This is a genomic window from Streptomyces sp. URMC 127 (assembly GCF_051386535.1).
Taxonomy (GTDB): domain Bacteria; phylum Actinomycetota; class Actinomycetes; order Streptomycetales; family Streptomycetaceae; genus Streptomyces.
This window is the reverse complement of the sequence record NZ_JBPQTW010000016.1, coordinates 37,312-59,248: the sequence shown is the minus strand read 5'-3', so window position 1 is coordinate 59,248 and position 21,937 is coordinate 37,312. Positions and strand designations below refer to the sequence as shown.

Here is a 21,937-nt window from a genome sequence, read left to right as displayed (position 1 = left end):
TTGACCGGACGCACGGCCGGATGCGGCGGGCGCCCTCCCTACCGATTGTTCGGTCGTCGGCACATTTTGGCTACAGGCGGCCCGCGCCTGTGGACAAACGGTTCTCCACAGCCTGAGATATGGCCAGGACGTCCAAGAGGGGGAGGCGGGACGCCATGCCGGACGAACAGATGGCCTTCACCGGGAGCAGGGCACCCGCGCGGCCGCTGGACGAGATAGACCGCGCCATCCTGCGCATGCTGCAGACGGACGGGCGCGCGTCGATACGGTCCGTGGCCGAGCGGGTGCACGTCTCGCGCGCCAATGCGTACGCGCGGATCAACCGGCTGATCGACGACGGGGTCATCCGGGGCTTCAGCGCCCGGATCGACCAGGAGCGGGCCGGGCAGAGCGCGTCCGCGTACATCACGCTGAAGATCGTGCAGAACTCCTGGCGCGCGGTCCGCGACAAGCTCCTGGAGCTGCCGGGGGCCGCGCACGTCGCCCTGGTGAGCGGTGACTTCGACGTGCTCCTGCTGGTGCACACCAAGGACAACCGCGCCCTGCGCGAGCTGGTGCTGACCCGCATCCAGGCCATGGACGAGGTGCTCAGCACCCGCACGCTGCTGATCTTCGAGGAGACGGATCTCGACGAAGGGGGTCTCTAGGGGGCGAAGGGGCCTCTAGAGGTGAAGGGGGGCGCCAGGGGCTGACGGGGCCGCTAGGGGGTCCGGAGCCCGTCGAACGCCGTGCGCACCACCGCGTCGGCGACCTCTTCGCTGGTCACGGCCCCGCCGCGCTCGGGGCGGTACCACTCCACCACGGAGTTGATCATTCCGAAGAGCAGCCGGGTGGCCAGCCGGGCGTCGACGTCCGCGCGCAGGTCGCCGTCGGCCGCCGCCTGCTTGAGCAGCTCGGCGACGCGGTGGTCGAACTCGCGGCGGCGCTCCATCGCCCAGCGCTCGGTGCCGGTGTTGCCGCGCACGCGCAGCAGCAGCGTCACGTAGGGCAGCTCGGCCATGAGCACCTCGACGGTGCGGCGGGTGACGTACTGCAGCCGGTCGACGGCGCGGCCGCCGGCCGCCCCGGGCTCGTCCAGCACGGCGAAGAGCTCGTCCAGGGCGCGGCTTATGGCGAGCCGGAGCAGCTCTTCCTTGCCCTTCACGTGGTGGTAGATGGAGGACTTGGAGATCCCGGCCGCCTTGGAGAGGTGCTCCATGGACGTGCCGTCGTAGCCCCGCTCGTTGAACACCCCGACGGCGACCGCGAGCAGCGATTCGGGCGTGTAGGTGTCGCGCTTGGCCATGGTCATGATTACAGCAGGCTCTCTTCGACGGCCGCACGGCGGCGGAGGGAAAGGGACGGGTCGTAGCGGCCGCCCGGGTAGTCCTGGGCGAGGCCCCGCAGCATGCCGCGCACGCGGGTCAGCCCGATCTCGCGGCCCCACTCCAGCGGGCCGCGCGGGTAGTTCACGCCCAGCCGCATGGCGGTGTCGATGTCCTCGCGGCTCGCCACGCCGCGGCCGGCGGCGTCCTCGGCGAAGTCGACGAGCATGGCGACCGTACGGGCGACGATCAGGCCCGGGACGTCGGCGATGACGCTGACCTTCTTGCCGAGCGCCTGGAACAGGCCCACGGCGGCCTGCACGTCCCGCTCCGAGGCCTTCTCGGAGGGGGCGAGGGCGATCCGGGTGCAGGTCCGGTAGTCGAGGGCCAGGTCGAAGCAGATGCGCGGCTCGCCGTTCTGCGGGGTGGCCGCCTCGCCGTCCGTGAGGGTGAGCAGCGCCCCACCGGGGAGGCTGATGTGCCACGCAGACTCGTACGGCGCACGGTCGCGCACGACCTTGATCCCGGCGTTCTCGGCCATCTCCCGCAGCGGGGCGCAGACGCGAGGGGCCTCGCCGTGCCAGCCGATCCCGGCGGGTGGTTCGCACGGCGCCGCGGTGGCGGGTGCGGGACGTTCGGCGCCTTCCTCGTACGAGAACCATCCGCGGCCGGACTTCCGGCCGAGCAGCCCGGCCTCCACGAGCCGCTGCTGAGCCAGGGAGGGCGTGAACCGGGGGTCGTGGAAGAACGCCTCGTACACCGAACGAGTGACGGCGTTGTTCACATCCTGGCCGATGAGGTCGGTGAGCTCGAAGGGGCCCATGCGGAAGCCGCCGCACTCCCGCAGCACGGCGTCGATGGTCGCCGGGTCCGCCCCGCCCTCCTCGTAGACGCGGAAGGCCTCCGCGTAGAAGGGCCGGGCGAGCCGGTTGACGATGAAGCCGGGGGTGTCGGCGCAGGCCACCGGCGTCTTGCCCCAGGCGGCGACGGTGGCCCGGGCGCGGCCCGCGGCCTCCGGGTCCGTGGCGAAGCCCCGGACCACCTCGACCAGCGGCAGCAGCGGTGCGGGGTTGAAGAAGTGCAGGCCGACGAAGCGGCCGGGGTGCCGCAGAGCGCCGGCGACGGCGGTCACCGACAGGGACGAGGTGTTGGTGGCCAGCAGGCAGTCGTCCGCAACGACCGATTCCAGCTCGGCGAACAGCTTCTGTTTGGCGTCGAGTTGCTCGACAATCGCCTCGATGACGAGGGCGGAGCCGGCGAGTCCGGCGAGCCGCACGGCGGGCTGCAGACGGGCGCGGGCCGCGTCCCGGCCGGCCGCGTCGAGCCTGCCCTTGTCCACCAGGCGGCCGAGCCGGGCGGCGATCGCCCGGGCGGCCTCCTCCGCGCGTCCGGGCGCGGCGTCGTACAGCCGCACCGCGTGGCCCGCCGTGAGGGCGACCTGGGCGATGCCCTGGCCCATGGTGCCGGCGCCGACGACGGCGACGGTCCCGGCGGGGTCGATTGGGGTCATGGCAGTGATCCTCCCCGAAGTGTTGTCCACAGCTTCGCCGGGCCCCCTTGCCCCGACCGATCGTTCGGTTACTGTATCCACCGGGGGTGCGTCTGGTCCCCCGTATCGGAGCCCCGCTCGACAAGGAGTTGGTCAGCCGTGACCGCCGGACTCACCACCGCTCAGTTGACCGAGAAGCACCGCCCCACCCTGGATCAGGCGCTGGAGGCCATCCGCACGCGCGCCTACTGGTCCCCCTTCCCCGAGCACCCGAAGGCGTACGGCGCGGAGGGGTCCGTGCCCGGCAGCCTGAGCGCAGCCGAGGGCCGGGCTGCCTTCGAGGCGCTGCGCGGCGCGCGCTTCGAGCTGGACCAGCCGGGCACCGACGGCTGGGCGGGCGCCGAGGTGTCGCCGTTCGGGATCGAGCTGGGCATCGAGTATCCGCACCCGGCCGTCGAGGAGCTGCTGCCGGCCCTGCGCGCGGCGATGCCGCAGTGGCGCGAGACGGGCCCGGAGGCGCGTGCCGCGGTCTGCCTGGAGATCCTCGCCCGGATCAACGCCCGCTCGCACGAGTTCGCGCACGCCGTCATGCACACCAGCGGCCAGGCCTTCATGATGGCCTTCCAGGCCGGCGGCCCGCACGCCCAGGACCGCGGCCTGGAGGCCGTCGCCTACGCCTATGCGGAGCAGATCCGCACCCCGGGCTCGGCGGACTGGTCCAAGCCGCAGGGCAAGCGCGATCCGCTGGAGCTGCGCAAGGAGTTCACGGCCGTGCCGCGGGGCGTCTCCCTGCTCATCGGCTGCAACACCTTCCCCACGTGGAACGGCTTCCCCGGCTTCTTCGCCTCCCTCGCCACGGGCAACGCCGTCCTCGTCAAGCCCCACCCGCGCGCGGTGCTGCCGCTGGCCCTGACCGTGCGGATCGCCCGCGAGGTGCTGCGCGAGGCGGGCTTCTCGCCCGACCTGGTGGCCCTGGCCGCCGAGCGGGACGGCGAGGGCATCGCCAAGACGCTGGCCGTGCGCCCCGAGATCCGCATCATCGACTACACCGGCTCCACCGCCTTCGGCGACTGGCTGGAGGCCAACGCCCGTCAGGCCCAGGTGTTCACGGAGAAGGCCGGCGTCAACACGGTCGTCATCGACTCCACGGACGACTACAAGGGCCTCCTCGGCAACCTGGCCTTCTCGCTCTCCCTCTACAGCGGCCAGATGTGCACCACCCCACAGAACTTCCTGATCCCCCGCGGCGGCATCACCACCGACGCCGGACCCAAGTCCTACGACGAGGTGGTGGCGGATCTGGCCGCCGCGGTGCAGGGCCTGCTGGGCGACGACGCCCGGGCCAACGCCCTGCTGGGCGCCATCGTCAACGACCAGGTCAAGGAGCGGATCGAGGCCGCGGGCCGGCTCGGCGAGGTCGCCCTCGCCTCCCGCGCCGTGGAGAACCCCGACTTCCCCGGCGCGACCGTCCGCACCCCGGTGATCGTGAAGCTGGACGGCGCCAAGCCCGACGCCGAGGCGGCCTACTTCTCGGAGTGCTTCGGCCCGGTGTCCTTCGCCGTCGCCGTCGACTCCGCGGCGGAGGCCGTGGAGCTGCTGCGCCGCACGGTGCGCGAGAAGGGCGCGATGACGGTGGGGGCGTACACCACGTCGGCGGAGGTCGAGCGGCTGGTGGAGGAGGCCTGCCTGGAGGAGTGCGCCCAGCTGTCCCTCAACCTGACCGGCGGGGTCTTCGTGAACCAGACGGCGGCGTTCTCCGACTTCCACGGCTCCGGCGGCAACCCCGCCGCGAACGCGGCCCTGTGCGACGGCGCGTTCGTGGCGAACCGCTTCCGCACGGTCGAGGTGCGCCGCCCCGCGTAGGCCGGCCTAGCCCCGGCCCGGGCCGGGGCCGCCCCAGTGGAACAGCGCCATGGCAACGCTCGTGGCGAGGTTGTAGCTGGAGACCTGGGGGCGCATGGGGAGGGCGACCAGCCGGGTCGCCCTCTCGCGCAGCTCGGCCGAGAGGCCGTGCCGCTCGGAGCCGAAGGCGATCAGCGCGTCGTCGGGCAGCCGCACGGAGCGGATGTCGTCGCCCTCCGGGTCCAGGGCGTAGAGCGGCCCGGGCGGGAGCTCGGGCAGGGGCAGCCGCTCGACGGCGGTCGCGTAGTGCAGGCCGGCCCCGGCCCGCACGGCGTTGGGATGCCAGGGGTCCATGTCCCCGGTGGTCACGACGCCCGTGGCGCCGAATCCGGCGGCGAGCCGGATCACGGCGCCCACGTTGCCGAGGTTGCGCGGATTGTCGAGCACGACGACGGGGGCCTTGCGGGGCGCCCGCGAGAGCGCGTCGAGGTTCGCCGTGCGCCGCGGCCGCACGGCGAGGGCGGCCACCCCTGTGGGGTGGATCCTGGGCACCAGCTCGCGCAGGTCCCCGGCGGGGATCTCGACCAGGCGCTCGGCGAGCGTCGCGGTGAGGTCGTCGGCCAGGGCCTCGGCCAGCGTGAGCGCCGCCTCCTTGTCGCTGGTGACCGCGAGCGGCACATCCGCGCCGAAGCGCAGCGCGTGCTTCAGGGCATGGAAGCCGTCGAGCAGTACGGCGTCAGGGGCGAGCTCGCCCCACTGCCGGACTGCGGCAGCGGCTTCGTCCTCGGTCATGCCCTCAGCCTACGAGAGTCCTGGTGGCCGCCTCGTCGTCCTCGGCCTGCACCGGGGACTGCTGCGTGCGGGCCGGCAGAAGCCGGTCGCGGGCGCGGCCGGCGAGGGAGCCCAGGCGGCGCAGGAAGGAGGTCGGCAGGAAGACCGCGTCGGCCACGATCATCGCCAGGGAGAAGAACGGCAGCCCGAGCAGGAGGGCGATGCCGAGGTGCTCCATCATCATCACGGCGAGCAGGACGTTCTTGACCCGCCGGTTCAGCAGGGTGAAGGGGAAGGCGACCTGCACGGCCACGGTGCCGTAGCTGAGCAGCAGGACGAGCAGCCCGCTGCCGGCGAGGGCGTGGGAGAGCTCGGGCCAGGGCGAGAAGTAGTCGAGGTGCAGCGGGTAGTACAGGGCGGTGCCGTCCTGCCAGCGGGAACCCTGGATCTTGTACCAGCCGGCCGTGGCGTAGATCAGGCAGACCTCGGCCATGATCACCAGAAGTCCGGCGTTGTGCAGCAGATTGGCCAGGGCGTCGAGGACGGCGCGCGGCTCGCCCGAGCCGTGCCGCTCCGCGACCCACCACAGGCCCTGCACCAGCCACAAGGCCCACAGGGCGCTCGCCCAGCCGACGCCGGGGAGCGGCCCGTGCCCGGTCCACGACATCCGCGTGTCGCCGAGGATCATCGCCGCGGCCAGGGCCAGTCCGCAGCCCGCCCACAGCACGATGCCCGTCAGGTCGAGGCCTGCCGGCTGCCCCGCCCGCTTCGCCGCGCGGCGGGCGTCGAGGGACCAGACGCGGCCGCAGCGCGTGAGGATCAGGTAGAGCGCCATCAGGTGGATGACGTTGTCGCCGCCGTCGCCGAGGAAGACGCTGCGGTTCTGCAGCGACAGCACGCCGATCATGGAGAGGACGGTCATGGTCCGGGTCCGCCAGCCGAGGGCGAGCAGGGCGGCGGTGACGATCGCGAAGGCGTAGACGGCCTCGAACCACAGGCCGCCGTCGGACCAGAGCAGGGCGGTGAAGGCGTGGTTGTCGGCCGTCAGCCGGCGGGCCATCTCCCAGCTCCACGGCCCGTCGGGGCCGTACATCTCGTGCCGGTTCGGCCACTCGCGCAGCAGGAAGACCATCCACGTGAAGGACAGGCCTATCCGGATCACGGCCGCCTGGTGGGCCCCGAGGGCGGTGCCGGTGACGCGGTCGAAGCCGCGCGAGAGCCGGTCGCCGAGCGGCAGGGACGTGCTCATCGGTTCTTCGCCTCCGTACGGTCGGCGGCGGTGACCTGCCACCAGCCCAGCACCCGGTAGGAGGGCTTGGGCTCGTTCTTCTCGTCGCTCCAGGACGGCGGCGCGACCAGGGTGGTCACGGCACGCACCTGGACGCGCTGGACGGTCCGCCCGTCCTGCCCGGCGCCGAGCCGGCCGACGACGATGCGCCGGACGTACTGCTCGGAGAGGGCGCCGCGCAGCCCGTTGGGCTGTTCCTTGACGTCGTGGGAGCTGGTGTAGAAGTCCCAGGCGCGGCGCAGTTCGTTCTGCTGCGTGTGGCTGGGGAGGAGGTTGTGGCGGATCTCGGCGCCGTCCCGGGCGGTGAGGTCGGTCCAGCCGGTGACGGTGGTCCGGCCGTCGGGGGCGCGGAGCTCGGCGCGCGCCTGGACGGCGACGTTCTGCTGGAGCGGGTTGGGAGCGAAGAACTTCCAGTTCTGCTCGTACTCCGGGTAGATGTAGTCGTCTATCGCGGTGGCGTTCTGCTTGGTGACCGTGTTCGACGGCGCCACGTGCAGGAACACCATCCCGAGGTGGACGGCCGCCGTCACCGCGATCACCGCCGCGCCCGCCGCGACGACGAGGCGCGCGGGCAGGGACAGCCCCGCCGGGCCGCCGGCCCGCTCGTGCCCGTCATCCGACTCCATACCCGCCCCGTTCCTGCGTCGGCCCTCTGCTGTGCACCCGAACGGTACCGAGGTCACCTTGCCGGGCACAGCGCCCGGGGGGTTATCCACAGGCTTGACACCCTCCCGCGGCCGCCCGCACCATTGAACCGAACGATCGGTCGGTCGGGCCGGTCGCGAAGCGGGCGGAGAGGCAGGGGGCAATGCCATGACGACGATGGCGCCGGACGCAGGAGCCCAGGACACCACGGCCCTGGAGGCGGTCTTCGACGCCGCCGTGGCCGCCGACGAGCGCATCGAGCCGCGGGACTGGATGCCCGACGCCTACCGCGCCACCCTCGTCCGCCAGATAGCGCAGCACGCCCACTCCGAGATCATCGGCATGCAGCCCGAGGCCAACTGGATCACGCGCGCCCCCTCGCTGCGGCGCAAGGCGATCCTCATGGCCAAGGTGCAGGACGAGGCCGGCCACGGCCTGTATCTCTACAGCGCCGCCGAGACCCTGGGCACCGGGCGCGACGAGCTGCTCGACAAGCTCCACTCGGGCCGCCAGAAGTACTCCTCGATCTTTAACTACCCCACCCTGACCTGGGCCGACGTCGGCGCCATCGGCTGGCTGGTGGACGGCGCCGCGATCACCAACCAGGTCCCGCTGTGCCGCTGCTCCTACGGCCCCTACGCCCGTGCCATGGTCCGCATCTGCAAGGAGGAGTCCTTCCACCAGCGCCAGGGGTACGAGCTCCTGCTGGCCCTCAGCCGCGGCACCGAGGCCCAGCACGCGATGGCGCAGGACGCCGTGGACCGCTGGTGGTGGCCCTCCCTCATGATGTTCGGCCCGCCCGACGCGGAGTCGGCGCACTCGGCGCAGTCCATGGCCTGGAAGATCAAGCGGCACTCCAACGACGAGCTGCGCCAGCGGTTCGTGGACATCTGCGTTCCGCAGGCCGCCTCCCTCGGCCTGACCCTCCCCGACCCCGACCTGCGGTGGAACGAGGAGCGGGGCCACCACGACTTCGGCGCCATCGACTGGACCGAGTTCCAGGAGGTGCTCCGCGGCAACGGCCCCTGCAACGACCAGCGGATCGGTCAGCGCCGGCGCGCCCATGAGGAGGGCGCGTGGGTGCGCGAAGCAGCCGCCGCGTATGCGGCCAAGCACGGAAAGGCGACGGCATGACGAACGCTGACTGGCCGCTGTGGGAGGTCTTCGTGCGCAGCAGGCGCGGGCTCGCCCACACCCACGCGGGCAGCCTCCATGCCCCGGACGCGGAGATGGCCCTGCGCAATGCGCGCGACCTCTACACCCGCCGCTCCGAAGGGGTCTCCATCTGGGTGGTGCCCTCCGCCGCGGTCACCGCCTCCTCGCCCGACGAGAAGGACCCCTTCTTCGAGCCGGCCGCCGACAAGCCCTACCGCCACCCGACCTTCTACGAGATCCCGGAAGGGGTGAAGCACCTGTGAGCGGAGCACCCGCGACCACCCCGGAGACCTCCCCGGCCACCGCCGCCCTGGCGCTCGGCGACGACGCCCTGGTGCTCTCCCACCGGCTGGGCGAGTGGGCGGGGCACGCGCCCGTGCTGGAGGAGGAGGTCGCCCTCGCCAACATCGCCCTGGACCTGCTCGGCCAGGCCCGCGCCCTGCTCTCCCTCGTCGGCGACGAGGACGAGCTGGCCTTCCTCCGGGAGGAGCGCGCCTTCCGCAACACCCAGCTCGTCGAGCAGCCCAACGGCGACTTCGCCCGCACCATCGCCCGCCAGCTGTACTTCTCCGTCTACCAGCACCTGCTGTACGGGCAGCTGGCCGCCGGCGACGGCCCGTTCGCGCCGCTGGCCGCCAAGGCCGTCAAGGAGGTCGCCTACCACCGCGACCACGCCGAGCAGTGGACGCTGCGCCTCGGCGACGGCACGGAGGAGAGCCGCTCGCGGATGCAGCGCGCCCTGGACGCCCTCTGGCGGTATACGGGCGAGCTCTTCGAGCCCGTCGAGGGCCTGACCGCCGACCGGGCGGCCCTGCGCGAAGGATGGCTGGCCGCCGTGACCGAGGTCGTCGAGCGCGCCACGCTGAGGATGCCGGAGGGCCCGCAGGGCGGCGCGTGGGCGGCCGGTGCGGGCCGCCAGGGCATCCACACCGAGCCGTTCGGGCGGATGCTCGCCGAGATGCAGCACCTGCACCGCAGCCACCCGGGGGCGTCATGGTGACCGCCTCCCCGTCCTCCCGGGCCGCAGCCGCCCAGGGCCCCACCCGGCTCGAAGAGGAGCTCCGCGCCCTGGCGGGAGCCGTCCCCGACCCCGAGCTGCCCGTGCTCACCCTGGCCGAGCTCGGCGTGCTGCGCGGCCTGCACGTCACCGGCCCCGGCCGGGTCGAGGTGGAGCTGACCCCCACCTACACCGGCTGCCCGGCGGTGGAGGCGATGTCCGCGGACATCGAGCGCGTGCTCCACGAGCACGGCCAGGCCGAGGTCTCCGTCCGCACGGTGCTCTCCCCCGCCTGGTCCACCGACGACATCACGGCCGAAGGGCGCCGCAAGCTGCAGGAGTCCGGCATAGCGCCGCCCCGGCCCACGGGCCCGGCCGGGCCCGTCATGGTCGGCCTGGCCATCCGGTGCCCCCACTGCGGATCCACCGAGACATCGCTGCTCAGCCGCTTCTCCTCCACCGCCTGCAAGGCACTGCGCCGCTGCGAGTCCTGCCGCGAACCCTTCGACCACTTCAAGGAGTTGTAGATGGCTGCGGCCCGCCACGGCGCCTTCCACCCCCTGCGGGTGGCGGCCGTCGACCCGCTCACCGACGACTCGGTCGCCGTGACCTTCGCCGTGCCGCCCGCGCTGCGGGAGACCTACCGCTACGCACCGGGCCAGCACATCGCCCTGCGCCGCACCACCCCGGAAGGCACCGAGATCCGCCGTACGTACTCGGTGTGCGTGCCCCCGCCCGCCCCGGGGGAGCCCGGGCCCGCCGAGCTGAAGGTGGGTGTCCGGCTGGTGGACGGCGGCGAGTTCTCGACGTACGCCCTCAAGGAGCTGGCCGCCGGTGACACGGTGGAGGTGATGGCGCCGACCGGGCGGTTCGTCCTGGAGCCGCGGCCCGGGCACTTCGCGGCCGTCGTGGGCGGCAGCGGCATCACACCCGTGCTGTCCATCGCCGCGACGCTGCTGCAGCGGGAGCCGAAGGCCCGGTTCTGCCTCATACGCAGCGACCGGAGCACGGCCTCCACGATGTTCCTGGAGGAGGTCGCCGACCTCAAGGACCGCTTTCCCGACCGCTTCCAGCTGGTGCAGACCCTCTCCCGCGAGGAGCAGCAGGCCGGGCTGCCCTCCGGGCGGCTGGACGAGGAGCGGCTGACCCGGCTCCTGCCCGCCCTGGTGCCGGTCGGGGAGATCGGCGGCTGGTTCCTGTGCGGGCCCTACGGGCTGGTGCGGGGGGCGGAACGGGCGCTGCGCGCCCTGGGCGTCGGGCGGGACCGCATCCACCAGGAGATCTTCCACGTGGAATCCGGCGTAGAAGCAGGCCTGGGATCCGGTGCCCCGTCCTCCGCCCGGGCCGCGGGCGGCGCCGGAGAGCGGGCCCCGGCCTCCCCCGCGCACAGCACGGTCACCGCCACGCTGGACGGGCGCAGCGGCAGCTGGCCGGTGCAGGAAGGGGAGACGCTGCTGGAGGCGGTCCTGCGCAACCGCGCCGACGCGCCCTACGCCTGCAAGGGCGGGGTGTGCGGGACGTGCCGGGCGTTCCTGGTCCGGGGCGAGGTGCGGATGGACCGGAACTTCGCCCTGGAGCCGGAAGAGGTCGAGGGCGGCCACGTGCTGGCCTGCCAGTCGCACCCGGTGACGGAGGAGGTGGATATCGACTTCGACCGCTGAGGGAGTTACCGGTCGCACCGCCGGAGGCGTTCCCAATTGCTTCACCCCGCCCTACATTGACGGACCGTCAGTTCCAGTGTTGCCGGTACGGGCCGATCCGGACCGGACCGGCAAGGGTGCGGGAGGACGGCGCCAGTGGACTTCACCTTCAGCGAGGAACAGCAGGCGGCCGCCGAGGCGGCGCGGGCCGTGTTCTCCGGGGTCTCCCCCGACGCCGTGCCCAGCCCCGTGCTCTCGCGGGGCCCGGTCGCGGAGGACTTCGACCGTGCGCTGTGGCGCAGACTGGCCGCGGCGGATCTGCTGAGCCTCACCGTCGCCGCCCGGCACGGCGGGGCGGGACTCGGGCCGATCGCCCTGTGCCTGGTGCTGCGCGAGGCCGGCCAGGTCCTCGCCCGGGTGCCGCTGCTGGAGACCGGCGCCACGGCGCTCGCGCTGAGCACGCACGGCGGTGCGGCAGGGGCTCCGATCCTGCCCGCGCTCGGGCGGGGGGAGCTGTCCGTCACGGTCGCCTCCAGCGGGCGGACCGGGCACGACGCGGCGGAGCTCTCGGTCACCGCACGTCCGGCGGCCGGGGAGGACCTGGTGTTCGACGGCGTGCAGACGGCCGTGCCGTGGGCGCCGTACGCCGACCTGATCGTCGTCCCGGCGTGCGATGCGGACGGCCGGAGCGTGCTCGGGCTCGTCCCCCGCGATCACCCAGGGGTCGCCCTGGGCCCGCAGGTGTCGACGAACGGCGAGCGGTACGCGGAGGTACGGCTCGACGCCGTACGGCTCGGCAGCTCGCAGGTCGTCACCGCCGAAGGAGCCTGGCCGCGGCTGCGCGCCCTGCTCACCACCGGGACGTGCGCGCTCGCGCTCGGGGTCGCGACGGCGGTGTGCCGTATGACCAGCGCGTACACGAGCAAGCGGGAGCAGTTCGGCTTCCCGCTGGCCACGTTCCAGGCGGTGGCCGTCCAGGCCGCGGACCGCTACATCGACCTGCGGGCCATGGAGGCCACGCTCTGGCAGGCCGCGTGGCGCCTGGAAACCGGGGCGGACGGGGACCTCCCGGCCGAGGCGGACCTCGCCGTCGCGAAGGTGTGGGCCTCGGAAGGGGTGCGGCGCGCGGTGCAGACAGCGCAGCACCTGCACGGCGGCTTCGGCGCCGACACCGGATACGCCCTGCACCGGTACCACGCCTGGGCCAAGCAGCTGGAGCTGTCCCTGGGCCCGGCCGCGGCGCACGAGGAAGCACTGGGCGACCTGCTGGCCGCCCACGCACCCGAGGGCTAGCTCCGGCCTCGGCTTCGGCTCCGGCTCCGGCCTCGGCTTCGGCTTCGGCTAGATCACGGTCCCGGGAGCGCCGTTGCCGTCCACGACGGGACGGCCCGCGGCCTCCCAGACCTGCATGCCGCCCTCGACGTTCACCGCGTCCATGCCCTGCTGCACCAGATAGGCGGTGACCTGCGCGGAACGGCCGCCCGAGCGGCAGATGACGTTGATCCGGCCGCCGTCCGGCGCCTTCTCCGTCAACTCGCCGAAGCGGGCCACGAAGTCGCTCATCGGGATGTGCAGAGCGCCCTCCGCGTGGCCGGCCGCCCACTCGTCGGCCTCGCGCACATCCAGCAGAAAGTCGTCGGACGAGAGCGCGTCGACGCCGACCGTGGGAATCCCGGAACCAAAGCTCATGCCCACGACGCTACCCGACCAGTTCCCGAAGATGCGCCTCGCGCTCGGCGACCTGGGCGCGCAGCCCCTCGGCGATCTCCTCCAGCAGGCCGTCGGGGTCCTCCGGCGCCATCCGCAGCATCGAGCCGATCGCCGAACCCTCCAGCTCGGCGGCCAGCCCGGCCAGCATCTCCTTGCGCTGCGCCAGCCACTCCAGGCGGGCGTAGAGCTCCTCCGCGCGGTCCAGGGGCCGCGGCTCCGGCGCCGGTCCCGCCGCCCACTCCGCGGCCAGGGCGCCCAGGAGCTCCTCGTCACCGTCCGCGTAGGCGGCGTTGACGCGCACGATGAACGCCTCGCGGCGCAGCCGCTCGTCCTCGTCCCGCGCCAGGTCCGGGTGGGCCTCGCGGACCAGCTCCCGGAAGGCCCGGCGGGCCTCGTCGCTCGGGCGCACCCGGCGGGGCGGACGGACCGGCTTCTCCGTGAGCATCGCCATGCCCTCCGGCGAGAACCCGTCGGAGTCCAGCCAGCCGCCGAACAGCTCCTCCACCCCGGGCAACGGCTGCACCAGCGCGCGGGCCTCACGGGCCTTGCGCAGGTCCTCGGGGTCACCGCTGCGGGCGGCGACGGCCTCGGCGATCTGTGCGTCCAGCTCCTCGAGGCGGGCGTAGACGGGGCCGAGGCGCTGGTGGTGCAGGCGGGAGAAGTTCTCCACCTCCACACGGAACGTCTCCACCGCGATCTCGAACTCGATCAGCGCGGTCTCGGCCGTGCGGACGGCTTGCTCCAGGCGGGAAGTGTCTGCTTCCGGATTCATCACCCACCCAGCGTAGTTCCCTCCCGGAGGGGTTCCCGGCACGTCCGGGGTGAGGCCGTTCCGGCACCGCCGGGGCGCGCCGTAGTGGTTGCTCGCCGCTGCGGCGGGGGCTTTCTGCCCCGCAGCGAGGCGACCCCGGCAGAGACGGCCGGGCGCGCCACCCAGGAGCGGGGGCTAGACCCCCGCCTCCGCCCGTACCCGCCCCGCGCGGACCGCAGTGACCAGCGCCTCGTGGTCGGCTTCCGTGCGGTCCGCGTAGGTGCGGGCGAACGCGGCCACCGCCTCGTCCAGGGCCTCGGACTTGCCGCAGTAGGCCGCTATGAGGCGCGGGTCCGTGGTGTGGGAGTGGGCGCGGGCGAGGAGCGCGCCGGTGAGGCGGGCGTAGTCGTCGAGCTCCGCGGGGGCGAGGGCCGCCGGGTCGACGCTGCCCTTGCGGTTGCGGAACTGCCGCACCTGGTACGGCCGCCCCTCGACCGTGGCCCAGCCCAGCAGCACGTCGCTCACGACCTGCATCCGCTTCTGGCCGAGCACGACCCGCCGCCCCTCGTGCCCCTCCGGCGCCGCCGCGAAACCGGCCTTCTCCGCGTACGGCAGCAAGGCCGAGGGCCGGGCCTCCTTCACCTGGAGGACCAGCGGCTCCCCGCGGTGGTCCAGGAGCAGCACCACGTACGAGCGCAGCCCCACGCTCCCGGTGCCGACGATGCGGAACGCCACGTCCTGCACCTCGTAGCGGGCGAGCAGCGGCAGCAGCTCCTCCGGGAGGGTGCCGAGGTAGCCCTCCAGCCCCCGGGCGACCGCGGCCGCCTCGCCGTCCGGCAGGCGGCGCAGCACCGGCGGGGCGTCCACGAAGCGCCGGCCGCCGTCCGTCTTCTCCGTGGCCTTGGCGGCGAAGCGGGCGCTCGTGTTCCGCCGGGCCTTCCCGGCGACCCGCTCCAGGGTGCCGGTCAGGTCACGGGCGTCCGCGTGGGAGACGAGCCGCTCGTCGGCGATGGCGTTCCAGGCGTCCGCGACGGGCATGCCGGCGAGCAGCCGCATGGTGTGCCGGTACGAGCCCGCGGCGTCGCGCGCCGCGGCCCGGCAAGTGGCCTCGTCCGCGCCCGCCTCCCGCCCGGCCAGCACCAGCGAGGCGGCGAGCCGCTTCACGTCCCACTCCCAGGGCCCGTGCAGGGTCTCGTCGAAGTCGTTGAGGTCGATGACGAGTTCGCCGCGCGCGTCGCCGTAGAGCCCGAAGTTGGCGGCGTGGGCGTCACCGCAGATCTGGGCGCCGGCCCCGGTCACGGCGGTGTCCATCAGGTCGTACGCCATGAGCCCGGCGGACCCGCGCAGGAAGGCGAAGGGGGACGCGGCCATCCGGCCGACCCGTATCGGCGTGAGCTCGGGCAGCCGGCCCGCGTTCGAGGCCTCGACGGCGGCGACCGCGTCCGGCCGGTCCGGCCCGGCGGCCCACCGCGCGTGCGCGGACCGCGGCACCCGCTCGCGCAGCGCCTTGCCCTCCGCCTTCGGCGACGCGGCCGCCCCCGCGGACCCGGCAGGGCGGGCGAACCCCGGCACGTACGGCAGTCGCGGCATCGCGCCCACCTCCCCCTTCGTACACCGTCGTACAACGCCACCCGCACCGCGCGCGGCGATCGATGCCGAGAACCTACCGGCGCGGCACGCGCACGAGACAGAGGGGCGCGCCCGCGGACCCGTCACCGTAGAGGCGCGGCAGAACCCGGCCCGAGCACACCGAACGCTCCGAAAACACCGAACGCTCCGGGCGCACGGAACGGCTCCCGCGCCCGGATCAGCTCACGCGCACAGAGGCGTGACGGACCCCGCCGCGCGCCGCCTCCGCGCCGCGTACCGGCGCGCCCCCGCCCGCGCGGCGACGAGGTGGGCGACCGAGGCCAGAGTGATGTGGCGGTGCCAGCCCTGGAACGAGCGGCCCGCGAAGTCCCGGATGCCGGTGTGCTCGGAGATCTCCGCGAAGTCCCGCTCGACGACGTCCGTGAGGCGGGTCAGCCGCAGCAGGGTGATCAGTGGCAGCCGCCGGGCGTCGGTGAGCCACAGGCGGGACGGCCACCGGTCCGAGGAACGCCAGTCGCCCATGAGCAGCATCGGCCGGTGGTGCACGGCCGCGTTGCCGCCGCCGGGCGCCTGGCACGCCAGCAGCACGGGGATGGCGCTCACCACGCCGAAGTGGACCCGGCTCCCCGTCACGTCCGACCACTCGACCTGGCGGCGCATCCGCTTCATCGAGGAGATCAGGTTCACCGCGGGCACCTCCTTGTCGCTGTACCCCTGCAGCAGGGAGCCGTCGACCCGCAGCGGCGTCGCGCCGTCGATGCGCAGGATCAGGGAGGCGCCCGCCCGGGCGAAGCGCCCCACGGTCGCGCCCGCGTCGAGACCGTCCACGTCCACGACGACGGGGCGCCTGCGCAGGCCCCAGGCGTCGGCCGCCTCCACGGCGACCGACCCGGCGTGCTCCTCCAGGGAGACGACGCGGCTGGCGGCCGGTATGTGCGCGCGGCTGCGCCGGGCCGGGTCCTCCAGCCAGTTCCTGGAGAGCACCAGGCTCCAGTTGAACGGCACGCTCATCCGCTCCGAGGCGCTCCACGCGCTGAACGCCCGCTGCCCGTTGACGGTCTGCCCCAGGTGGGGGAGGAACTGCTGGTCGACGCCGACCGAGTGGATGCCCGCCTTGGGGATGACCGTGGAGTTCACCACCCACGCCTGGGGGCGCACCACCTCGTCCGCCAGGCGCGCCAGCGCGCCCCGCACGGGCGCCCAGTTCCAGGACGACGCGGTGATGAAGTGGTGAACGCTCTGCTGGAGCGCCTTCCCGCCGATCTGTTCCGCGACGTTGCGCAGGGTCTTGCGGCCCTCGGCCGCCAGCAGGCCGCGCACGTACTGCTCCGCCATCCGGCGCTGGTCGTTCCGCGCGAGGGAGGCGAACAGCTCCGGCTCCACGTCCCAGCGGTCGGCGAGGGCCGTCGCCCGGCTGGGCACCGGGCCGGATTGCGCGGATCTGACGTCCATCGGATCTCCCCACGAGCTGGCTGCCTGGCTACCGGACTGGCGCCCGACCGTACCAAACCGACCGCGTGGTTTCTATTGATGCTTGAACGTTGCAGCACCCACGCCCCGCCGCGGTCCCGGTCCGGCCCCGCAGCCCCCGGGGCGCACACCGCACCCCGGGGCGCACACCGCGGGCGCCCGCCGACCGGACGGAGGCCCCCGTAACGGACAGATAAAAACGTTGGCCGGATTCGACCGATTGCCTCATCACTCCTGGTCACAGATTGATCAAAAGGTGAACTCGCCCTTGAGCCGGCATTCTTTAGCCGGATGCGAGCTTTTAGTTAGCCCTAAAGGTGGCATCCTGTGAGAGGAAGGTGTCCAAGGGCACCGCGAGTTCTTGGTTCCAGGGGGTAGCGATGACGTGGCGCGACAGACGCGATCATGGACGGACGGCCGACGAGGCCGGAGGCCGGCTGGCACGCCACGCGACGGCATCCCTGGCAGGTCTCCTCGCCGAACGCGGCATGAGCCGCAAGGACTTGGCGGAGAGCATGGGCGTCTCCCCGGGCAGGGTGAGTCAAATCCTCTCCGGCGACGAGAATCTGACCATGCGTTCGCTCGCCGCCGTGGCCGATGCGCTCGACGTCAAGATGGAGATCTCGTTCACGGAGACCTCTTCCGCCGAATGCCGGGAACAGCCCGCACACAGAGCGTTGGCCAAGACGTATCACTGAGTTGACGTCCCGCGCGCCCGCTCACTGGGCCCGCCCACTGAGCCCGCTCACTGAGCCGGCGCGCCGTAGAGAGGCTGCTGCCGCAGTGCGAGGATCTTCTTGTCGTCGCTGCGCTTGCCGTGTGCGTGCGCCAGCTCCAGCAGCCGCGCACACAGGTGCTCGGCCTCGCCGAACGCCCGCAGCGTCCGGCCGATCTCCTCGCGCGTGCGCGCACGCTGTTCGACCGAGCAGGCCTTCTCGATCTCGGTCTCCAGCGTGTCCGCCCGCTGCACCGCGGCCCGCACCTCTTCGTAACGCGTCTCGATCGAGGTCGCCGGGCTGCTCTTGCCCCTGGCCGGCCGCCCGGGGACCTCGACCCGCGACTTCAGGTGCCGCGCAACCCGGTCGGCGAAGACATCCAGCTCCCAGCAGTTGTCGAAGCCGTCGGCCAGCCGGGCGCACCACTCGGCCCGGTCCGTCTGCAGGCGGTCCATCAGGTTGTTGATCAGCAGGGAATGGCCGAGTGTGAGAATCGCCATCACGGGATGCTCGGCCTGCTCGGTCCGCCGCTTGGGCACCAGGCCCGCCCCCGCGACGATGCCGACCGCCGCGGGCGGCACCGCGGAGGCGTGCGGTAACAGCAGACCGCTGGCGAGCGCCGCCATCCCGGCCGTCCACACCACCACGGCCAGCGCCGACGCGGCCGAGCGCACCGTCCCCAGCAGCCTTCCCTGCCCGCGGAAGCGGTGCACCAGGCATACCCAGGTCACGGGCGCGCAGACGAGGGCGGGCAGGATCCATTCCGAAAAAACGGACGTCTGGTCACCAGCCACCCCGCGTCCCCCATTCCGGATCACACAGCGCCCCGGTGCGACTACGGAATGATGTTCCCACTCCAGCCACTACGGCGCGCCAGGTTCCGGCCAAGCTCAGGGGAGCACAAGGGCCACGTGGGCCCCGAAGTCGCACCGGATAAGCAGGGCAAGCACGGCAAAACGAGACAGACCCCTCACAGTGACCGAAGTCACCGAGAGGGGTCTGTCCTCACTGTGCGCGAGGGGGGAGTTGAACCCCCACGCCCTTGCGGGCACTGGAACCTGAATCCAGCGCGTCTGCCTATTCCGCCACCCGCGCATGGGTGTCGTCCTCGGGCTTCCGGGCTTCTTCCGGGGGGCTTGCCCTTCCGGTGTCTGCGCCGTGCGCCTTCCGACATCGAGAACATTAGCACGCCTTGGCGGGTGCCTTCACACTCGTTCTTCCCGGCCGGGGCCCGGAGGGCTCCGCGGAGGGCGCGCGACGGTTCCCCGGGGTCCGCAGGAGGCCCGCCCGGGCCGCCGGGACCGGTGGGGACCCCGCCGGTTGCGGGACACTGGCTCCCGGCCGCCTCTACGATCCCTATGAAGGGGACGGGGAGGGTCGTGCCGGAGGGCCGGGGCGACACTCGTCACTCCTGGCCCCGAAGGGGAACCGGCCGTTTCCCCAGCGCGTGGATACGATCAGTAAGCAGTATCAGGAACGACACCGAGCATCAGGAACGTCACTGAGGGAAGGAGGTGCCCCGTGGGAGTACTGAAGCGCTTCGAGCAGCGTCTCGAGGGTCTCGTGAACGGCACCTTCGCCAAGGTGTTCAAGTCCGAGGTGCAGCCGGTCGAGATCGCCGGCGCGCTCCAGCGCGAGTGCGACAACAACGCCACCATCTGGAACCGCGACCGCACCGTCGTCCCGAACGACTTCATCGTGGAGCTGAGCACCCCGGACTTCGAGCGGCTCAGCCCGTACTCCGGCCAGCTCGGCGACGAGCTGTCCGGCATGGTCCGCGACTACGCCAAGCAGCAGCGGTACACCTTCATGGGGACCATCAAGGTCCATCTGGAGAAGGCGGACGACCTCGACACCGGCCTGTACCGGGTGCGCAGCCGCACCCTCGCCGCCAGCGAGTCGCAGGACCACCAAGGCCAGCCGAGCCAGCGCCCCGGCAGCCCGCGCCCGGGCGGCCCCGTCACGCACGGTGCGGGCTATCCGGCGCCCCCGTCGGGGCTGCCGCCCATGCCCGCGTCGCCGCCGCCCTCCGCGCCCCCCGGGCGGCCCGCGCCGCGCGCGGGCGCGGGCGGTCCCGCGAGCGTGCCCGGTGCCCAGACCCGGCGCTGGATCGAGATCAACGGCACCCGCCACCAGATCTCCCGGCCCACCCTCGTGCTGGGCCGCAGCACCGAGGCGGACGTACGGATCGACGACCCCGGCGTCTCCCGCCGGCACTGCGAAATCCGGGTCGGCACCCCCGCCACCATCCAGGACCTGGGGTCGACCAACGGCATCGTGGTGGACGGACAGCACACCACTCGCGCTACGCTCCGCGACGGCTCACGGATCGTCGTGGGCAGCACCACCATCGTTTATCGGCAAGCCGAAGGGTGAAGCGGGGGCAATGTCAGAGCTGACCCTCACGGTCATGCGGTTGGGTTTCCTCGCCGTACTGTGGCTGTTCGTGATCGTGGCCGTTCAGGTCATCCGCAGTGATCTCTTCGGCACCCGGGTCACCCAGCGTGGCTCCCGCCGGGGCGGCGGCGAGGGCCGGCCGCAGCGCGCGCAGGCCCAGGCCGCGCCCCCGCAGCAGCGCCAGCAGCAGACGGGCGGCCGCCGGGCCGACCGGCGCGCGGACCGGGGCCGCCGCGGCGCCCCCACCAAGCTCGTGGTCTCCGAGGGCTCCCTCGCGGGCACCACGGTCGCCCTGCAGGGCCAGACCATCTCGCTGGGCCGTGCCCACGACTCCACGATCGTGCTGGACGACGACTACGCCTCCAGCCGGCATGCCAGGATCTACCCGGACCGCGACGGCCAGTGGATCGTCGAGGACCTCGGCTCGACCAACGGCACGTATCTCGACCGCACCCGGCTGACCACCCCGACCCCGATCCCGCTCGGCGCGCCGATCCGCATCGGCAAGACCGTCATCGAGCTGCGGAAGTAGTAGGACCATGACGACCGGAGGGTGGGCAGCGTGGCTGGGAAGGGGCTGTACCCGGAGCCGACGGGCGAGGTGCGCATGAGTCTGTCACTGCGCTTCGCCGCCGGATCGCACAAGGGCATGATCCGGGAGGGCAACGAGGACTCCGGTTACGCCGGCCCGCGCCTGCTCGCCATCGCCGACGGCATGGGCGGCCAGGCCGCGGGCGAGGTCGCCAGCTCCGAGGTGATCTCCACCCTCGTCCAGCTCGACGACGACGTCCCCGGCTCGGACATCCTCACCTCCCTCGGCTCCGCCGTGCAGCGCGCCAACGACCAGCTGCGCGTCATGGTCGAGGAGGACCCGCAGCTGGAGGGCATGGGCACGACCCTGACCGCCCTGCTGTGGACCGGCCAGCGCCTCGGCCTCGTGCACGTCGGCGACTCCCGCGCGTACCTGCTGCGCGACGGCGTCCTCACCCAGATCACCCAGGACCACACCTGGGTGCAGCGGCTGGTGGACGAGGGCCGGATCACCGAGGAGGAGGCCACCACCCACCCGCAGCGCTCCCTGCTGATGCGCGCGCTGGGCAGCGGCGACCACGTCGAGCCGGACCTGTCCATCCGCGAGGTGCGGGCCGGCGACCGCTATCTGATCTGCTCCGACGGCCTCTCCGGCGTCGTCAGCCACCAGACGATGGAGGAGACGCTCGCCAGCTACCAGGGCCCGCACGAGACGGTCCAGGAGCTGATCCAGCTCGCCCTGCGCGGCGGCGGCCCCGACAACATCACCTGCATCGTCGCCGACGTCCTCGACGTGGACGGCGGCGACACCCTCGCCCAGCAGCTCAACGACACGCCGGTGATCGTCGGCGCGGTCGCCGAGAACCAGCTGCAGCTGGGCGTCGACGGCGCCATGCAGACCCCGGCCGGCCGGGCCGCCGAGCACGCCCGCGCCAACCGGCCGGTGCCCCCGCAGGCCCCCGGCGGCGCCTTCGGCCCGCCCGGCAGCGGCGACGGCACGGGCACCCCGGACGGCTCGTTCGGCGCCTTCATGGACGAGGACTTCGTCAAGGAGCCCCGGCGCGGCCGGTGGCTCAAGCGGACGCTCATCCTCGGGCTCGTCCTCGGCGTCGTCGCGGGCGGCCTCTACGGCGGCTACAGCTGGACCCAGACGCAGTACTACGTGGGCGCCAAGGACAACAACCACGTGGCGGTCTACCAGGGCATCAACCAGGACCTGGCGTGGGTGAGCCTCAGCAAGCTCTACCAGGACCACCCCGAGATCGAACTCAAGTACCTTCCCGTCGACCAGCGCAGCCGGGTCGAGGACACCATCGCGCTCGACAGCCGCGCGAAGGCGGAGCAGAAGGCCAGGGACCTCGGCCTCCTCGCCGGCGCCTGCAAGAAGGAGGACGAGCGGCGCAAGGCCGAGCAGGCGCAGCGGGACAAGGAGAAGCAGAACGGCGACCGGGTGGGCTCCGTGGGCGACCTGCCCAAGGACCCCAAGGATCCGAAGGACCCGAAGGCGGGCGACGCCAAGCCGGGCGCCTCCGGTCTCGCCGCCCAAGCCACCCCGGTGCCGAGCCCGGGCCCCACCCTCACCGAGGAAGAGCAGAAGTTGGTCCCGCAGTGCAGCGCTCAGCAGTAAAGCCGTAGGGGGCC

General features: G+C 72.9%; 22 protein-coding genes and 1 tRNA gene. 12 read left to right on the top strand and 11 right to left on the bottom strand.

The annotated features are described in order from the left end of the window. Positions 1 to 155 precede the first annotated feature (155 nt). Complete coding sequence (locus tag ACSNOH_RS06515) at positions 156 to 647, top strand: Lrp/AsnC family transcriptional regulator (protein ID WP_436720225.1); 492 nt, start codon at positions 156 to 158, stop codon at positions 645 to 647. A gap of 53 nt (positions 648 to 700) precedes the next feature. Here the strand turns inward: ACSNOH_RS06515 and ACSNOH_RS06510 are convergent, their stop codons facing one another. Together ACSNOH_RS06510 and ACSNOH_RS06505 are read right to left on the bottom strand one after the other, a co-directional pair. Beyond that, positions 701 to 1,291: a TetR/AcrR family transcriptional regulator gene (locus ACSNOH_RS06510; RefSeq protein ID WP_436720224.1), complete on the bottom strand. Its 591-nt coding sequence runs from the start codon at positions 1,289 to 1,291 to the stop codon at positions 701 to 703. Between the two features lie 2 nt (positions 1,292 to 1,293). Further along, complete coding sequence (locus tag ACSNOH_RS06505) at positions 1,294 to 2,814, bottom strand: 3-hydroxyacyl-CoA dehydrogenase (RefSeq protein WP_436720223.1); 1,521 nt, start codon at positions 2,812 to 2,814, stop codon at positions 1,294 to 1,296. Between the two features lie 138 nt (positions 2,815 to 2,952). Between ACSNOH_RS06505 and paaN the strand changes: the two genes are divergently transcribed. Continuing rightward, positions 2,953 to 4,656: a phenylacetic acid degradation protein PaaN gene (gene paaN / locus ACSNOH_RS06500; RefSeq protein ID WP_436720222.1), complete on the top strand. Its 1,704-nt coding sequence runs from the start codon at positions 2,953 to 2,955 to the stop codon at positions 4,654 to 4,656. 6 nt (positions 4,657 to 4,662) lie between these two features. Here paaN and ACSNOH_RS06495 read toward each other — a convergent pair whose 3' ends face one another. From ACSNOH_RS06495 to ACSNOH_RS06485, 3 genes are read right to left on the bottom strand one after another with little or no spacing between them, the layout of a single operon-like run. Continuing rightward, positions 4,663 to 5,427 carry a TrmH family RNA methyltransferase gene (locus tag ACSNOH_RS06495; RefSeq protein ID WP_436720221.1) on the bottom strand — a complete coding sequence of 255 codons (765 nt, stop codon included), beginning with the start codon at positions 5,425 to 5,427 and terminating at the stop codon, positions 4,663 to 4,665. A gap of 4 nt (positions 5,428 to 5,431) precedes the next feature. Then, positions 5,432 to 6,655: an HTTM domain-containing protein gene (locus tag ACSNOH_RS06490; RefSeq protein WP_436720220.1), complete on the bottom strand. Its 1,224-nt coding sequence runs from the start codon at positions 6,653 to 6,655 to the stop codon at positions 5,432 to 5,434. Then, positions 6,652 to 7,320: a DUF5819 family protein gene (locus ACSNOH_RS06485; RefSeq protein WP_436720219.1), complete on the bottom strand. Its 669-nt coding sequence runs from the start codon at positions 7,318 to 7,320 to the stop codon at positions 6,652 to 6,654. Before ACSNOH_RS06485 ends, ACSNOH_RS06490 begins: the two co-directional genes overlap by 4 nt. 187 nt (positions 7,321 to 7,507) lie before the next feature. Between ACSNOH_RS06485 and paaA the strand changes: the two genes are divergently transcribed. The 6 genes from paaA to ACSNOH_RS06455 all read left to right on the top strand — a co-directional run bounded on the left by paaA (position 7,508) and on the right by ACSNOH_RS06455 (position 12,424). Beyond that, positions 7,508 to 8,473, top strand: coding sequence for a 1,2-phenylacetyl-CoA epoxidase subunit PaaA (paaA, locus tag ACSNOH_RS06480; RefSeq protein ID WP_436720218.1), 966 nt, complete (start codon positions 7,508 to 7,510; stop codon positions 8,471 to 8,473). Continuing rightward, positions 8,470 to 8,757, top strand: a complete 288-nt coding sequence (gene paaB, locus ACSNOH_RS06475) for a 1,2-phenylacetyl-CoA epoxidase subunit PaaB (RefSeq protein WP_030366881.1) — start codon at positions 8,470 to 8,472, stop codon at positions 8,755 to 8,757. Before paaA ends, paaB begins: the two co-directional genes overlap by 4 nt. Beyond that, entirely contained in the window at positions 8,754 to 9,494 is a 741-nt protein-coding gene (gene paaC / locus ACSNOH_RS06470) for a 1,2-phenylacetyl-CoA epoxidase subunit PaaC (protein WP_436720217.1), read from the top strand. The genes paaB and paaC overlap by 4 nt, the downstream gene beginning before the upstream one ends. After that, on the top strand, positions 9,488 to 10,018 hold the full coding sequence (gene paaD / locus ACSNOH_RS06465; RefSeq protein ID WP_436720216.1) for a 1,2-phenylacetyl-CoA epoxidase subunit PaaD: 531 nt from the start codon (positions 9,488 to 9,490) through the stop codon (positions 10,016 to 10,018). The genes paaC and paaD overlap by 7 nt, the downstream gene beginning before the upstream one ends. Further along, positions 10,019 to 11,152 (top strand): 2Fe-2S iron-sulfur cluster-binding protein, encoded by a 1,134-nt coding sequence (locus ACSNOH_RS06460; protein WP_436720215.1) that lies wholly within the window; start codon positions 10,019 to 10,021, stop codon positions 11,150 to 11,152. Between the two features lie 135 nt (positions 11,153 to 11,287). Beyond that, positions 11,288 to 12,424: an acyl-CoA dehydrogenase family protein gene (locus tag ACSNOH_RS06455; protein WP_436720214.1), complete on the top strand. Its 1,137-nt coding sequence runs from the start codon at positions 11,288 to 11,290 to the stop codon at positions 12,422 to 12,424. Between the two features lie 48 nt (positions 12,425 to 12,472). On the opposite strand, the gene ACSNOH_RS06450 is transcribed toward ACSNOH_RS06455, so the two are convergent. From ACSNOH_RS06450 to ACSNOH_RS06435, 4 genes are all read right to left on the bottom strand, one after another. Then, the gene (locus ACSNOH_RS06450) at positions 12,473 to 12,820 is read right to left on the bottom strand and encodes a rhodanese-like domain-containing protein (protein ID WP_436720213.1); all 348 of its coding nucleotides are present in this window, start codon (positions 12,818 to 12,820) and stop codon (positions 12,473 to 12,475) included. 10 nt (positions 12,821 to 12,830) lie between these two features. Further along, complete coding sequence (locus tag ACSNOH_RS06445; RefSeq protein WP_436720212.1) at positions 12,831 to 13,613, bottom strand: hypothetical protein; 783 nt, start codon at positions 13,611 to 13,613, stop codon at positions 12,831 to 12,833. Positions 13,614 to 13,787: 174 nt separating this feature from the next. After that, complete coding sequence (locus ACSNOH_RS06440) at positions 13,788 to 15,182, bottom strand: DUF2252 domain-containing protein (RefSeq protein ID WP_436720211.1); 1,395 nt, start codon at positions 15,180 to 15,182, stop codon at positions 13,788 to 13,790. Between the two features lie 222 nt (positions 15,183 to 15,404). Next, entirely contained in the window at positions 15,405 to 16,634 is a 1,230-nt protein-coding gene (locus ACSNOH_RS06435) for an IS701 family transposase (RefSeq protein WP_436720210.1), read from the bottom strand. Between the two features lie 398 nt (positions 16,635 to 17,032). On the opposite strand from ACSNOH_RS06435, the gene ACSNOH_RS06430 reads away from it, so the two are divergent. Beyond that, complete coding sequence (locus ACSNOH_RS06430) at positions 17,033 to 17,350, top strand: helix-turn-helix domain-containing protein (protein WP_436720209.1); 318 nt, start codon at positions 17,033 to 17,035, stop codon at positions 17,348 to 17,350. 47 nt (positions 17,351 to 17,397) lie between these two features. On the opposite strand, the gene ACSNOH_RS06425 is transcribed toward ACSNOH_RS06430, so the two are convergent. Both ACSNOH_RS06425 and ACSNOH_RS06420 read right to left on the bottom strand, forming a co-directional pair. Then, on the bottom strand, positions 17,398 to 18,099 hold the full coding sequence (locus ACSNOH_RS06425; RefSeq protein ID WP_436720208.1) for a hypothetical protein: 702 nt from the start codon (positions 18,097 to 18,099) through the stop codon (positions 17,398 to 17,400). A 280-nt stretch (positions 18,100 to 18,379) separates the two neighbouring features. Continuing rightward, positions 18,380 to 18,463 (bottom strand) — tRNA-Leu (locus ACSNOH_RS06420). Positions 18,464 to 18,889: 426 nt separating this feature from the next. Here ACSNOH_RS06420 and ACSNOH_RS06415 point away from each other — a divergent pair. The 3 genes from ACSNOH_RS06415 to ACSNOH_RS06405 all read left to right on the top strand — a co-directional run bounded on the left by ACSNOH_RS06415 (position 18,890) and on the right by ACSNOH_RS06405 (position 21,923). Further along, positions 18,890 to 19,744 carry an FhaA domain-containing protein gene (locus ACSNOH_RS06415; RefSeq protein WP_436720207.1) on the top strand — a complete coding sequence of 285 codons (855 nt, stop codon included), beginning with the start codon at positions 18,890 to 18,892 and terminating at the stop codon, positions 19,742 to 19,744. Positions 19,745 to 19,754: 10 nt separating this feature from the next. Continuing rightward, a complete protein-coding gene (locus tag ACSNOH_RS06410; protein WP_436720206.1) occupies positions 19,755 to 20,297 on the top strand; it encodes an FHA domain-containing protein FhaB/FipA in 543 nt (180 codons plus the stop codon). A gap of 75 nt (positions 20,298 to 20,372) precedes the next feature. Continuing rightward, complete coding sequence (locus ACSNOH_RS06405; RefSeq protein ID WP_436720232.1) at positions 20,373 to 21,923, top strand: Stp1/IreP family PP2C-type Ser/Thr phosphatase; 1,551 nt, start codon at positions 20,373 to 20,375, stop codon at positions 21,921 to 21,923. Positions 21,924 to 21,937: the final 14 nt, after the last annotated feature.